Raw genomic sequence first — 13,506 nt, forward strand, 5'->3', positions numbered from 1 at the left:
TATGGCTGATACACCTGAGCAAGAGATCGTAAGTGCCATTAGCGCTGCTGGTTGGCTGCAAGGAGATACCGTCTCAGGTGACGCCTTGATTGAACACATATCCGAGGAGGTCCTGAAAGGCCAATTCGAGGGGGTGGCTCCAGCTTATTGGATGTTGGCCTCCCATTCCTGCACGGTGCATGCACGCAACCTTTGTGATGCGCCGTGGATAGAGTGGATTGCCGTTAAGGTAAAGAAAAAGGCCTTCGATAAGCAGCTGCACGCCCTCAATCCACGTACGCTGCACCTGCAGCACGCGGAAAAGCAGGTTATGGAGCTCAAGATTCACAAGCGTGTGTGGACCAAGAGAGCCGTGCTTCCGACGCTCCACCGAAATCCGGTAATCACGCTGAGCGAAGAAAACGGTCAGTATTTCTCATACTGGATGTCCCACCATTACAACCGTATTGCGATGCCGGACGAGTTGGTCAACCGCCTGAAGGCAGACCAAGGTGACGACGGCATGAAGGGCATCGCCGTGCTTGTCGACGATTTCCTCCATCAGAACAACCAATTTTTCGCTAGTGCTTGGGTTTCCTTCAACCCCAAGGGCGAGATTCGCGACCCGGCTGAGCCCTACGAGGTGGTGTTCCGGTTTTTGACCAAACGAGAGCACGCCAGGCGCGCAAATGAGCTGCACGACCAGCTGAATGAAGTGCTCGGGGTGGCCAGAAATCTCAACGATGGGCTGTACTTCGGTGGAGCAGACGTCACGGTGCTACAAGACTTTACCATGCTCGATGCGGAAGACTTCGTGCGGTACAACCTTCACGACTGGCTCAGTGTTGGGGATACCGATGAAGATGAAGAAGGTGCCGATGATGCTGACTGAGCTGCTATCGGCCTCCCCTTTAGGATCTGGGTTTGACCTTAGCTGACCGGCTGCTCTACAAACCAATTGATTTTCTCCGGAGCCGGTGTCACTGTCGCTCCAAGAATAGCCCCCACGCCTCGGGCAGGTCCCAGACCTGTACTGCGCATCAGGGGGTTAGTTGTTTCTAGGGCCCGCCCAGGTCGATCAGGCATGCTTTGGGCTGGCCTCAAACCAGTGGGTGACCACCAAAAGGGTCAGTTAGGCCTACTGCTGCCTATCCTCGCTCGTTACCATCCAGAAACCCTCTATTGATACGGTTTCAGCAAAGATGGATGTCTATAAGCTCCGCATCGAAGACACAGAAAGCAAGATCATCGACAAGGAAGGTTTCGAGGCCGAGACCTTCCGCAGAGATCCGTGGTACCAGCCTGGAAGTGCGGGCAAGCTAGCTCAGTTTGCTGTATGCCCGGCATGCGACAACCCTGTCCAGCTGGTTGGGCTGTATGAGCTACCGCCTAACGTGAAGAACCCATTCGGGAAACATGCTACTAAGAGCATTCGCGGCATCGCTCCATTTGATAGTGAGGCCCGTAACGATTGCCCGTACTTCAAGCCTCGCCAGCATAAGAAAACAGAACGAAAAACCAGGTTTGACGGCGTCCCGCGGAAGATTCTCAAGCTATTGATCGAACAGTTCGATCGCGTGGTTTACATCCTGGAGAAAGAGACCCAACTGGTCCTTTCCGAGAACGCGTTGAGAGGTATGCTGCAGCGTTACAAGGGAGAGCGTGGCTACCTCTATACCGGCGCGACGCTTCGCAATGTGCCATGGATCTTTGCTTACATGTCGGACGCCACCCGCCTGTTTGGCCAGAAGGTCAGTGGAAATGCTGAGCTGGTGAAAGCTATTGCCGCTGAGGTGCCGGGGGCGGAAATCAGCAGCACTGGTCGGCTGGAATCGAAGAAGGTGCCTGGTTCGAAGGCGGCATATTTTGATCTCAAAATGAGTTTCATCCGCCATCGAATCGTCAAAGACAGTGAAGCGTCTGGCTTGGTTGAAAGCATGGAGTTTGTAGTGTCACAGCCTCGCGGAGGTGAGCTTGAGCACATTCACAAGGAAGTCATCAAATTCGATTCGGCTTGGTTCGAATCTCTTATCCGGATGCCGGTTGATCATCCTTATCGCAGAATGGATAGAGTGAAGATGGCCCGGGAGGAACTGGGCGATCTGCTGGAGCTGACTCAGGCCTGAGGAGGCCTGCTGTAAACCACTTTTTTTCACTGTAAACCACAGTGGTTTACAGTGAAAAAAGTGGTTTACAACGTAGCTATGACACGCGCCCTGGCCACTCCCCAGGCCAGCGCGCTCCTCATTGGTTCGTTCAGCCGGACGTCGAACACCTGTGCTGCTCGGGGCCTTGCCACGCCGCGGTGTCCTATAATTCATCTTCAGCTGAATGGAGCAAAATGTTGTGAAGCGCACATTCATTGGAATGGTCGAGGCTGGTGAGCCACTGATGAGGCAAGCGCTTGAAGCTATCCGACAGGCCCACGAAGCGGAGGCTGCTGGATTGCCAGACCTTGAGGTACAGCGTCTTCACCTATTGGCAGATTCGCTCTATCAGGCGGTCATTGATTTTCAGCTCCTCAAAGCAGGTAAACCACCGTCGACTATCCAGTGAGGACCTGCCGCTACATGACGAAAAAGATACCAGCTCTTCTCCCCGACCACCCCATGTATACCGACGCAGTGGATGCGATGAAGCAATACCACGAGGCGCAGGCTTCTGGCTCATCTGCCGAAGAGGTTGAGCGCCTGCGTCAAATCGCAGAATCACAATTTCGGGCTGTCAGCGAGTATCAGCTCAACGCTCTGGGATATCAGTCTCGTCGTCCGCACTGAAGGGATAACCGATCCGGAGGTAGCTTCAGAATCCATCAAGCCAAGCGGAAGACTCACGACTGGGTCCGATTGATCAGCGAGACAGTCGGGAAGGTTTGCACACAGCCCAAACAAAAAAGCAGCTCCCGAGAGCTGCTTTTTTCTTACTCGCCCTTTTTGTGCTTGTGGGGTTTCAGGTCCGGATGGTCCTTCTGCTTTTCAGGGGTGACTCGCTGCCTTTTGTCCGGAGTGCCATCTTCATTGGTGCGCTTTGGGCCTGGCTTGATGCTCATGCAAAACTTCCTTTTCCGCTTGGGTTGTTGAATGCAGCTATGTAATTAGTCCAGCTTCTCTCAGCTGTCAAAGCAGGCTGGTGCAGAACCGCCTGGCCGATGATCCGGTCCACATCGAACATTCAGAGGCCAGAATAAAAGCCTCCGGCCAAGGGCTTGCAAGGGGCTGTAAAATCCAGCGCTGAGCGATACGAAGACGTCTGGACGTTCATCATGCCGAGCACGGTGTGGAACAGGTTGTCGTGGCTCAGCGATGACGTGGTTTGAGCTTTCAAACAACCCACGTTGACCTTTTCACTCTTCGCGAGCGAGTCAGACATCCAAAGTACCAACGGCACCTTTGTTTGCTCGTCAGGAGCCATCGCGTAAGGCAGCCCATGCAGATAGAGCCCACCCTCCCCCAGCGATTCGCCGTGGTCCGAAACGTACATCAGCGCAGTGTCGAACTTGGTGTTGGCCGCCAAGATATCGATGAGATTTGCAGTCACATAATCGGTATAGAGGATTGAGTTGTCGTAGGCATTGACCACCTCCTCCTGCTTACATTTGTCGAGCTCGTTGGTCTCGCACACCGGTGCGAATTTCTTGAATTGCGAGGGGTAGCGCTTGTAGTAGGCCGGGCCGTGACTGCCTTTGTAGTGGAGCACCAGGACAGCATCGCCTTCCTGGCGCTTGATGAAGTCTTGCATCTCCGTGAGCAGCACCCCGTCCTTACACTCCTCGCTGGTGCACAGTTGGGAATCCGCGTGAGAGGCAGCCTTGTGGTTGGGAACCCTGTCGCAGACCCCTTTGCACCCCGAGTTGTTGTCAGTCCACATGACACTGATGCCAGCGCGTTGAAGCACGTCGAGCAGCCCTTCTCGGCTCTTGGCCAAGCCATCTTTGTACTGGGCCTTACCCACGTCCAGGAACATGCATGGCAGCGAGACCGCGGTAGCGGTGCCGCAGGAGCTCACGTTCGTGAAGCTAATGACATTTCGCTTTTCTAGTTCCGGATTCGTTTCACGGGAGTAGCCGTTGAGGGAGAAGTTGGCGGAGCGAGCGGTCTCTCCTACTGCCAGTACCAGCAGCCTGGGTTTACGAGCCGCACCCTGTCGATTAACTACCGCATCAGTACCAATGGCCGTCAGCGTTTTAGGTGAGGCCAGCTGACGCTTCAGGCACCCATGCGAATACTATGACTGGGAGGCTGGCCGCTAGCAGCCAGTTCACTTCATCGGTTTTGAATACCAGCTTCCAGAGCACGTTCCGGAGCTCTGCGTTCGCGAATAGCAGCAACCAAAAAGTCACCAGGCCGATTAGCAAATTAGTACTGATGCCTTTCTGCCGCGCATTGCGAATAGCAAAGATCCATTTGCTTAACAGGGTGTGAACAATGGATTTGGAAGGTGTCATTATCAAACTCTGGAAGCTGCTTATCCATGGCGGTAGCTATGGAGTTAGCGGGAGCTACAAGGCAAGCCGTCGACAGATGCTAAGCGATTGCGCAATGTGCGGAGCGCCAGAGGCCTTAGGCCCCTAGGCGTTGGAGACGCTTAGTATGTGTGAGGCATAGGGATAAAAAGAGAAATGAATCTCGCTGAGCGCATTATTTCCGGGACCTGATAACGACACGATGACCTCGGGATTACAATGCTGACAGAAATCCAATAACAGCTGTTTTGATTGTCATTGATCACGCTATGATCAAAATTAGGGGGATACCACCCACTAAAAGCAATACGCCGCTCAGCTAGATAAATTTAATTTCACAAACAAAACGGTTTCGTTTTGTCGTAGGCTAATTTTGAACTTCCAATTAAACTTACAAGTCTTTTTCGCGAGCAGAACATTATTTTCAACTTTTGCTCGTTAATATGTCACCCATCAATGAGGGGCGAATACCATGAGCTTTTTCAAAAACATCCTGGGCGAGCACCATGGCCGTGGAAACCACGGTGGAGGCAAGCACCACAGCGGGGGACATGGGGCCGAGCAGTATGATCGCCATGGCCGGCAGCAGGGCTGCGACGGCGGTAATCAGGTGTATGACGGCGGGCGCCCTGCCACTCCTGCCCCCATCAAAGATCTGCAGGGCTGCAGGCAGTGCCGGACGGCCAACGATCCGTCAGCACGCTTTTGTCTAAACTGCGGAACACCGCTATCGAGTGGTTGCACCGCCTGCGGCTCGCTGCTGAGTGCAGGGGCAAGATTTTGCAGTCAGTGTGGCCAAGCGACGCTCTAAGGCTAGGTAGACAGGAAGGCCAACGAGACCACAACCCTGCGCAAGGAGAAATACGTGGGTTCAAATCATGACCATGGCAGCGCCGCAGTACGCGAGGGGCATCAGAAGAAGCTAATCATGGCGCTCGCCTTGACTGGCAGCTTCATGATTGCAGAAGTGATCGGTGCGTGGATTACCGGCAGCCTGGCGCTGCTGTCGGACGCATCTCACATGTTTACAGATACTGCCGCCTTGGCGATCTCACTGATTGCACTTCAGATAGCCAAGCGGCCGGCGGATCAAAAAAGAACCTTCGGCTATGCGCGTCTGGAGATTCTGGCTTCGACGTTCAACGCCGTGCTGCTCTTTCTCGTGGCAATGTACATCTTGTACGAGGCCTACCAGCGCTTCTTCATGCCGGCGGAGATCGCTACGGGAGCGATGATGTGGATCGCAATCGCCGGCCTGATCATCAACCTAATCTCGATGCGCCTTCTGGCATCAGCGAGCAACGAAAGCCTCAACGTCAAAGGAGCCTACCTCGAAGTTTGGAGCGACATGCTCGGCTCGCTAGGCGTAATCATCGCGGCGCTCATCATCCGCTTCACCGGCTGGACCTGGGTCGACACGATTGTCGCTGTGGCAATCGGCCTTTGGGTACTTCCGCGGACGTGGCAACTGCTTCGCGAAAGCCTGGGAATCCTCATGGAGGGTGTGCCGAGGGGGCTCGACGTTACGGCAATCGAGGCCACGATCCTCGGGGTAGATGGCGTCACGGACGTACATGACTTGCACGTCTGGGCCGTCAGCAGTGGCAGCAACGTGATGACGTCGCACGTAGTAATACGGGATTCTGCAGATGGGGATGCTGTGCTGGCGGCCGTCGTGGAAGCTGTCAGCGATGCATTCGAAATCCATCACTGCACCATCCAGATCGAGCGGGCAGCTTTCCACGAGAGCGTTCCCTCGCCTTCGCACTGATCGATCGGTAACACCATGCAAACACATCACCTTCCTGGCTGAGGGTGATGCTGCAATAGAAATGCGGTGAGGGATGGCGTAAACGGCAGGAGCGCTTCGAGAGGGGTTGGTGAATGGCTTCGCCTGCCCCCGTCCACAACCTCCAGAAGGCTCAGCGATGGCTTGGATCATCACGAAGTACCTACTCACTGCCGGTATAGTGATTCTCGTATCAGAGCTGGCGAAACGCAGTGACAAGCTGGGCGGCCTGGTCGCCGCCCTACCCTTGGTCACGGTGTTGACGCTGGTCTGGCTCTACTTGGAGAACCAGAGCATGGAGAAGATCGCCAACCATGCCTGGTACACGTTCTGGTACGTGCTTCCGACCCTGCCGATGTTTATCGCTTTTCCGTTGCTGCTACCTAAGCTCGGCTTTTGGCCGACACTGATCTGCAGCATCCTCATCACAATGGCCAGCTTCGGGGGCTTCGTGATACTGCTGCGCCGGTTCGGCATTGAGCTTCTGTGATCCGGTGGCCGTAGGGATCATCTTGATGAGTCTTAACGGCTATTAACGCACTCGCCCTTCACTAGGTAGCGAACCATGTGCAGTTCGCCTTTCGAGTCTTCGTAGGTCATCATGCTTCTTACATCCCCGCAGTACCGCACGCTGGGTGATACATACACCAACTTACCAACGTCCAGGTCCATGCCGTAGGCGTAGTCTTCTAGTTGAGGCATGGGCTTTTTTACGCGTTGAGCATAATCCGCAGTAGCCTCTCTAGCAGAACGCTCGATGCGTTGATTAATCTCCATACCGCTTTGGGCATTGGCTGTTAGTGATGTAAAGAGCATAAACACGGCGATCGCTGATACTGTAGTGTTCATAAGAAGTCCCTTAATAAAAAAGCGCCCGTAGGGGGCGCTAAAATTCACCTACCAAAGGAGCGTATGGTTTACAGGTGAATGCACTGGCGCGAACAACTGCTCGATGCTCTTGCCAAGCTGCTTTGAAATGAGACAATTTCCAAAGCAGCGATGCCTCTTCCGCTGCCCTTAAACTAGCAAAGGAGGCTAACACCAAGATGATCGCGCAATTACAATTTGGACATGTAATAGATTGTAAGATAAATATTCGAGAGAATATCGAGCCGCCACGTGAACTAATTTGCAGAAAGGCGCTGCAGTTTACGGCCGTGCATGGGGACTGCCTGCGTGGCGCCCTCGATCCAAGGCCATTACCAGTCCTTGCAAGCTAGCGACCGAAATGCTGCCTGTCCTGGCCGATTCCACCTATCAGGCGAAGCTGTCGTACTCCGTCGCAGGCCCCAGAATCCGCTAAGCTAAGAGATGGAGCCTGCATGACTGTCAGAAATCTTGCGGCTACATTACAAATTTGTAGGATTTCGCCGCGGCCAGCTTCTTCGCGTTAAGATTCAAGCGTCCTCAGGTGACCCGGCGTATGGACAGAGGTAGCGACTACCACATGCCATACCCCCAGCCAAACTTTCCAACAGCCTGCAACCATAATCTTGGCGGATTAGGCCAACTCCTTCCTCATACCTTGAGATAAGTTATGCGCGTTCTAGTTGTGGAAGACGAAATTAAAACTGCCGAATATCTTCAGCAGGGCCTATCCGAAAGCGGGTATGTTGTAGATATCGTGCACAACGGTGTAGATGCCCTGCACTTGTTCAACACTAATGTCTATTCGTTGGTCCTGCTGGACGTGAACCTCCCAGGTATCGACGGCTGGGACCTGCTGGAAACCATCCGTAAAACCAGCCGGGTCCGTATCATCATGCTGACCGCCCGCGGACGCATCAATGACAAGCTCAAGGGCTTGGACGGCGGCGCGGATGACTACCTTGTGAAACCATTCGAATTTCCTGAACTGCTTGCTCGCATCCGTTCGCTACAGCGCCGTGGTGATGAGTTAGTCGAGAAGAGCTCACTGAAAATTGCCGACCTGGAACTCGACTCCGTCCGCCATCGCGTTTTCCGCAGTGGCACACGCATCGATCTCACCACCAAGGAGTTTGCGCTCCTGCACCTGCTTATGAGCCGAACGGGCGAAGCGCTGACTCGCTCTCAGATCATCTCGTTGGTCTGGGATATGAATTTCGACTGCGACACCAATGTCATCGATGTCGCCATCCGGCGCCTGCGCTCTAAGATCGATGACCCGTTTGAAACCAAGCTCATTCACACGCTCCGTGGCGTTGGGTACGTTTTTGAGGAACGCGCATGAGGCCATTCAGCCTGGCTGCAAAGCTGGGATTAAAAGTTGGATTGATGAGCGCAGCGCTGCTGCTGATGTTCGCTACCTTCGGTTACATGATGGTTGGGCAAGCACTGGATAGAAATGCTCGCATCGATCTCGGCGTCAAAATGGAGGCAATGGCGCACAGCCTTTCCGAAATTACTGATATTGCCGATGTCAGTTCAGATTCGCACAAGCTGGTGGATTTGGTCACAGGCCAGAACAACCTCTACGTAAGCATCTACAGGTCCGCAGAGAGTGAAGATCCTTTACTCACCATCGGTTCCAAACAGATCAATCGAGAGGTTCATAGGTTCCAAGCTGCGGCGCAGACCACGGAATACGAGTGGAGCGACTATAATGGACGGCCCCTGCTCAGTGCTTCTCAGGCCATGACTCTGGGCGATGGTACGGAGGTCGGCGTCTACATGACTGCTGATCAGTCATCCAATGAAGCACTACTCGATGCTTTGCTAACCTGGGGGCTGATGATGTCCCCTGTCATCCTCGCGTTGATCCTGGCCATTGGCTGGTGGACTGTGCGCAGAGGCCTGCTGCCTCTGACCAAATTCCTCAAGGTAGCGTCAAAGATCTCAACCGAGAGCCTCGACCATCGCCTTCCAACTGATGGGATGCCAGCAGAACTCAAGAAGCTCGCCGACGGTATCAACATCATGCTGGCTCGCCTGGATGATGGGGTTCAGCAGCTTTCGCAGTTCTCTGACGATCTCGCTCATGAACTTCGAGCACCGCTTTCCAACCTTATGGGTAAGGCTCAGGTAGCCTTGACCAGAGAACGATCACTTTCCGAATACCGGGAGGTTCTGGAGTCGTGCACAGAAGAGCTGGACCGCATGAGCCGCATGGTTTCGGACATGCTGTTCTTGGCCCAGGTCAGTCATCCAGCATCAATGGTGGAGTTCGAACCCGTCTCCTTGGTCGACGAGGTTCAGCGAGTGTGCGATCTCTTCAGCATTTCGGCAGAAGAAGGCGAGATCCAGCTGCAGATCTCTGGCAGTGATGACGTGGTGCGCGGGAACCGCCTGATGGTTCAACGTGCCGTCTCGAATTTGGTCTCGAACGCGATCCGTTACTGCCCTCGTGGCCGCACGGTCTACGTGAAGGTGCAGCATAGTGCGAGCGGTACGACGTTGAGTGTCGGCAACCCCGGCCGCGGTATCGCCAAGGAACACCACGCGCACTTGTTTGAGCGGTTCTACCGTGTGGACAAGAGCCGAGCACGGAGCGAAGGCGGTACCGGTCTTGGCTTGGCCATCGTTCAGTCGATCATGAGCCTGCACCAGGGATCGGCGAGCGTGGAGGTGACCGAAGAAAACTTCACTTGGTTCCACCTTCACTTTCCTGCAGCCCAGCAACTGCAGCCGGCAATGACCGCCGCTTAAACCGCGCAGACATGATTAGGCCCGTCAATCGACGGGCCTTTTTGTCTGCCTCACTGCATCAGTGCCGGAGGACCACAGGGTCCATGGGCGACCGCAGAATCACCGACTTAATAATCTTCTGTTCGTCAGGATTGGCGTTCTTTCACAGGTGGGAGAAATACTGAGCATTCACTTTCTCTTGAGCACTTACGCTGCCGGCGGCATCGATCAGGCGCATGGTCGAGTAGACACAGATCAGCGCCAAGATGAAGAATGCCGTGGCGACCACCATCACATAACGCTTGGCCAGCACCGGTGCCCGCTTGAGCTCCTGGATAGAGGCGTCCGCTACCTTTGCCGCTGCTGTTAGCTCTGAGATCAGTGGCTGGATGGCGGTGTCGACTCCGCGGCATGCAGCTGAATACGCTGCTGCAGCGGCGCGCAAGGCAACCTCTTCCGCATTCGACCAAGCCTTCTCTGCCTTTCGCACCTCCTCCTGAATCTGCCGGCCGACAGCGTCCACCTGCTCCACCAGTTCGTTCGACCTCTCCAGAACAGCGCTGGAGGTGCGCGTCTGCGAGGTCAGCTCATCGAGCTGGACAGTGAGTTTTTCAGTGCAGCGGCGAAAGTCACCGATAGCAACTGCCCAGGGCTCTATGTAATTCATGGCTATCTCCTAGGGCGGCCAACAACGCCGCGCTGAATTAACGCGCTAGATATCAAAATTGTAATTTGAGAGAAAATTCTTAATCCACCTCGACAATGCCGAGATAGACATGATCCTTCCAGATTTGACGATTTAACACATCCTATCTGCAGCCTAAATTACGGAATTGTAATTATTGACTCACCTTGTCGTTAGCTTCGTGTTCCTAAACTACAAACCAACAAAGGCCGCTAATCAGGTAGGCCTAGTATGAACCGAGGTTCACAATGAAATTTGTCAAATCTATCGCTATTGGCAGCCTGCTGCTGGGTCTCATGGGTACCGCTTACGCTGAAGGCGGCTTCGAGCGAGCGAAACAGTTCAACGAGAACTTCCGAACCGAACAGGCTCGCCTATGGAGCGATGACGCTTCGGACCAGAACAAACAACAAGTCGCTCAAGAGCAAAAGAAAGAAAGCAAGGATGGTAGGGAACAAGCCGACAATTAATCGGCGGTTAAATAGGACTTCAAATGACAAAAGTAATTGACAAAAAAGCCAGGGTAAAACCTGGCTTTTTTGTGCTTGGAATTTAGCCTTCGTTCTCGCGTGGCGTTTCCGCATTGCTTTCTCCGGTCAGACCCAGTGAGCGGCAAACTCGGCCACCATCACGTGGGCCAGCAGGCCTGCGGTTGGAATACCTTTGTCGATGACCTGGGCCGGAACAGGCGCCTGAATCAGGGTTTCGCACTGACGGCAGGCCCATTTACCACGTACATGCTGCTCGACGGTAAACACGCCCGGCGTGTAATCCAGCTACTCGCTAACGTCTTCGCCGATGCGTTGAAGTTGGCAGCCTCAAGCGCACTGAGTGTTTTCCGGTTCGTGACGGATCACCGTGCGTGGAAACTGCGGCGGCAATGGTGCACGTTTCGGCGATTGCCGTGGCTCGACCTGTGACGAAGCTGGGAGGAGCTGTTTCAGCTCTGCTTCGATAGCTTCAAGATCTGTGTCGAGCAGATCATCCAGCAAGCTGCCTTGTGCTTGGCTGATCTGCTCGCTGCGCTTGGCAAATTTGTGGCGCTTGAGCAGGGCGATCTCGAACTTGAACTGTTCGATGAGAATTTCATCATTTTGGATCTTCCTGCTCATCGCCTCGACTTGGGACTGCAACTGCGACGCCTGTGCCGCCAAGGCACGAAGCTGTTCCGGGGTCATATGGTCGAGGTTGGGCGAGGAAGTCATGCCGCTGATTGTGCCAGAGCAGGCCCGAAACGACGACGAGCAGACCCGCTGCCACGGCAGGCCCAGCACCAACGCCTGGAGTTGCTCGCTGTCGAGTTCGACCTCACAGCCATGGCGAATGCCGGGCCAGTGAAACTTCCCTTGATTCAGGCGCCGCGCGGCAAGCCAGACGCCCACGCCATCATGCACCAGCACTTTCATCCGGTTAGCGCGGCGAATGGCGAACAGATAAGCGCAATGCGGCTTCGCCGCACCGAACACCGCGATCACTCGGGCCAATGCCGTTTCGGTTCCGGCGCGCATGTCCATCGGCTCGGTGGACAGCCAGATCGCATCGATGCGGATCATTGGGCCACAGCCCGGATAAATTGCGCGCAGCCCTCGGGATCCGAGGCTGGCCATTTCAATGTGATTACTTGCCCGGCCATGGGCAACTCGATGACCACTGACGCTTCGGCTGGCCGTTTACGTTCCAGTGCAGGAACCGGCAATCCTTGTGCTTATCAAGCCACTGGAAAAAGCCTTTCAGCATCGACTTTTCGAATTTATTGAGCTCTGCTTGCATGCTAGAGAGCTGTTTACTGAGCTCTGCTTCTTTATGGATGGACCATGACTTGGTCTGGCCGGTTTTTAGGTTTCGTGTGGCGATGGATGTCACACGTTTCGACTCCCCGGTATCGTTCTGATAAAACGATTCGCAGGAGTAGTGGATTACGTAAACTCGGTTCGCGTCGAGGTAGAGGTCTTCGATTAAAGCTCTGCTCCTCTTGCGATCCTTTACCCGATCTAGCTCTGCTCCCACACCTTTCCCCTCAACCCAGTGCAATGTAGGCGAGCTAGCGATTCTGCCCTCAAATGTAGGTGCCCGCTAGATTCACCTCTAGCTCTGTCTATGACTCTGGCGAAGGGTACACCGCCTGGGGACAATCGGCCTGCTATGTCTTGGCGGACTGCCCTACCAATTGGCGGGGCCTACAACGGCCGCTTTTTAAGGTCGATGGAAAGCAGGACCATACGCTCCTGCCGAAGCTAGCTGGCAGGCGTCAGCCAAGAGGCGTATCCTACAACTGCTTGCTCCGAGACTTGTTGGCCTACAGCCTCCCCTTGGAGACATCTGATAGCCCGCCGCCGAGGCGGGCTTCTTGCTACCAGATCCGTAGGCAGCGGTGGCTAGGTGCCCAAGCTAGGCTCCGCCAGAGCGCATACTCAACATCAGCGATCTACCCGTCTCCCTAGTCCGACGGTTATCGACGTATCCAAGTCCTTTATCAGGCGCATGGAAAGCCGGCGAAGACTGGGCTAGATGCGCTACGCAGCCATTGCTTCGCAGGATTCTGCGCAGGCCATACAGGCCTGTGCGCAATGCTGACAGTGGTCTGCCTTATGCTGACCGCACTCCTCCCCGCAGGCCCGGCAAATTTTGGCGCATAGGGCACATAGCTCTCTGGCAAGCATGCTTTCTCGTGCCATCAAGGTAGCCGCAAGCTTGCACATATCTGCGCAATCCCTGTCCAGCTTGATGCAGTCAGCCATCATTTTTACATCCTGTTCTTGAAGGCAGGCTGTCGCACAGCCTTCACAGGCCAGCGCACAGCGCAGGCATTCCGAGATGCATTCTTCAAAGCGACTGTTCATGGTCATATCTCCGGTATCGGGTCGATGTGATGCCAGTAAACCGTTTCAAAACGGTATGTAGCGTTCGACCTGACGGGGTCCTGAAGATTGATTACATTTCTGTAAGCTTGTCCGAAGCATCTCGGTGTGAAGGCCTGCCGGATCA

15 protein-coding genes and 3 pseudogenes are annotated in these 13,506 nt (G+C 54.5%); 10 read left to right on the plus strand and 8 right to left on the minus strand.

What is annotated here, in order from left to right:
• The first annotated feature begins 1 nt into the window (after position 1).
• The 4 genes from ACQZ2L_RS03150 to ACQZ2L_RS03165 all read left to right on the plus strand — a co-directional run bounded on the left by ACQZ2L_RS03150 (position 2) and on the right by ACQZ2L_RS03165 (position 2,756).
• Complete coding sequence (locus tag ACQZ2L_RS03150) at positions 2–871, plus strand: hypothetical protein (protein WP_153443019.1); 870 nt, start codon at positions 2–4, stop codon at positions 869–871.
• A gap of 310 nt (positions 872–1,181) precedes the next feature.
• The gene (locus ACQZ2L_RS03155) at positions 1,182–2,105 is read left to right on the plus strand and encodes a hypothetical protein (protein ID WP_011953102.1); all 924 of its coding nucleotides are present in this window, start codon (positions 1,182–1,184) and stop codon (positions 2,103–2,105) included.
• Between the two features lie 205 nt (positions 2,106–2,310).
• The gene (locus tag ACQZ2L_RS03160) at positions 2,311–2,535 is read left to right on the plus strand and encodes a hypothetical protein (RefSeq protein WP_011953103.1); all 225 of its coding nucleotides are present in this window, start codon (positions 2,311–2,313) and stop codon (positions 2,533–2,535) included.
• A gap of 14 nt (positions 2,536–2,549) precedes the next feature.
• Positions 2,550–2,756, plus strand: a complete 207-nt coding sequence (locus ACQZ2L_RS03165) for a hypothetical protein (RefSeq protein WP_011953104.1) — start codon at positions 2,550–2,552, stop codon at positions 2,754–2,756.
• Between the two features lie 143 nt (positions 2,757–2,899).
• Here ACQZ2L_RS03165 and ACQZ2L_RS03170 read toward each other — a convergent pair whose 3' ends face one another.
• Positions 2,900–3,028 (minus strand): hypothetical protein, encoded by a 129-nt coding sequence (locus tag ACQZ2L_RS03170; protein WP_003253468.1) that lies wholly within the window; start codon positions 3,026–3,028, stop codon positions 2,900–2,902.
• A 122-nt stretch (positions 3,029–3,150) separates the two neighbouring features.
• Positions 3,151–4,423, minus strand: a pseudogene (locus ACQZ2L_RS03175) (phosphoethanolamine transferase).
• A gap of 490 nt (positions 4,424–4,913) precedes the next feature.
• On the opposite strand from ACQZ2L_RS03175, the gene ACQZ2L_RS03180 reads away from it, so the two are divergent.
• The 3 genes from ACQZ2L_RS03180 to ACQZ2L_RS03190 all read left to right on the plus strand — a co-directional run bounded on the left by ACQZ2L_RS03180 (position 4,914) and on the right by ACQZ2L_RS03190 (position 6,720).
• Entirely contained in the window at positions 4,914–5,252 is a 339-nt protein-coding gene (locus ACQZ2L_RS03180) for a zinc ribbon domain-containing protein (protein WP_095041103.1), read from the plus strand.
• Positions 5,253–5,306: 54 nt separating this feature from the next.
• Positions 5,307–6,212: a cation diffusion facilitator family transporter gene (locus tag ACQZ2L_RS03185; protein WP_095041102.1), complete on the plus strand. Its 906-nt coding sequence runs from the start codon at positions 5,307–5,309 to the stop codon at positions 6,210–6,212.
• A 157-nt stretch (positions 6,213–6,369) separates the two neighbouring features.
• On the plus strand, positions 6,370–6,720 hold the full coding sequence (locus ACQZ2L_RS03190) for a DUF3147 family protein (protein ID WP_095041101.1): 351 nt from the start codon (positions 6,370–6,372) through the stop codon (positions 6,718–6,720).
• A gap of 32 nt (positions 6,721–6,752) precedes the next feature.
• On the opposite strand, the gene ACQZ2L_RS03195 is transcribed toward ACQZ2L_RS03190, so the two are convergent.
• A complete protein-coding gene (locus ACQZ2L_RS03195) occupies positions 6,753–7,079 on the minus strand; it encodes a DUF2790 domain-containing protein (protein WP_095041100.1) in 327 nt (108 codons plus the stop codon).
• A 688-nt stretch (positions 7,080–7,767) separates the two neighbouring features.
• On the opposite strand from ACQZ2L_RS03195, the gene ACQZ2L_RS03200 reads away from it, so the two are divergent.
• Positions 7,768–8,442, plus strand: coding sequence for a heavy metal response regulator transcription factor (locus ACQZ2L_RS03200; RefSeq protein ID WP_047279654.1), 675 nt, complete (start codon positions 7,768–7,770; stop codon positions 8,440–8,442).
• Complete coding sequence (locus ACQZ2L_RS03205) at positions 8,439–9,857, plus strand: heavy metal sensor histidine kinase (RefSeq protein ID WP_047279653.1); 1,419 nt, start codon at positions 8,439–8,441, stop codon at positions 9,855–9,857. Before ACQZ2L_RS03200 ends, ACQZ2L_RS03205 begins: the two co-directional genes overlap by 4 nt.
• A 142-nt stretch (positions 9,858–9,999) precedes the next feature.
• Here the strand turns inward: ACQZ2L_RS03205 and ACQZ2L_RS03210 are convergent, their stop codons facing one another.
• Positions 10,000–10,503 (minus strand): hypothetical protein, encoded by a 504-nt coding sequence (locus tag ACQZ2L_RS03210; protein ID WP_169862265.1) that lies wholly within the window; start codon positions 10,501–10,503, stop codon positions 10,000–10,002.
• A 266-nt stretch (positions 10,504–10,769) separates the two neighbouring features.
• Between ACQZ2L_RS03210 and ACQZ2L_RS03215 the strand changes: the two genes are divergently transcribed.
• Complete coding sequence (locus ACQZ2L_RS03215; RefSeq protein WP_047279652.1) at positions 10,770–10,991, plus strand: hypothetical protein; 222 nt, start codon at positions 10,770–10,772, stop codon at positions 10,989–10,991.
• A gap of 135 nt (positions 10,992–11,126) precedes the next feature.
• Here the strand turns inward: ACQZ2L_RS03215 and ACQZ2L_RS03220 are convergent.
• The 4 genes and pseudogenes from ACQZ2L_RS03220 to ACQZ2L_RS03235 form a co-directional block, all read right to left on the minus strand.
• Positions 11,127–11,726: pseudogene (locus ACQZ2L_RS03220) on the minus strand (IS66 family transposase zinc-finger binding domain-containing protein); the annotation flags it as partial.
• A gap of 54 nt (positions 11,727–11,780) precedes the next feature.
• Positions 11,781–12,128, minus strand: a pseudogene (gene tnpB, locus ACQZ2L_RS03225) (IS66 family insertion sequence element accessory protein TnpB); the annotation flags it as partial.
• Between the two features lie 10 nt (positions 12,129–12,138).
• Entirely contained in the window at positions 12,139–12,384 is a 246-nt protein-coding gene (locus ACQZ2L_RS03230) for a hypothetical protein (RefSeq protein ID WP_169862263.1), read from the minus strand.
• A gap of 650 nt (positions 12,385–13,034) precedes the next feature.
• Positions 13,035–13,361 carry a four-helix bundle copper-binding protein gene (locus ACQZ2L_RS03235; RefSeq protein WP_371326763.1) on the minus strand — a complete coding sequence of 109 codons (327 nt, stop codon included), beginning with the start codon at positions 13,359–13,361 and terminating at the stop codon, positions 13,035–13,037.
• Positions 13,362–13,506: the final 145 nt, after the last annotated feature.

It is taken from the genome of Pseudomonas shirazensis (genome assembly GCF_050496565.1).
In the GTDB taxonomy this organism is placed as follows: domain Bacteria; phylum Pseudomonadota; class Gammaproteobacteria; order Pseudomonadales; family Pseudomonadaceae; genus Aquipseudomonas; species Aquipseudomonas shirazensis_A.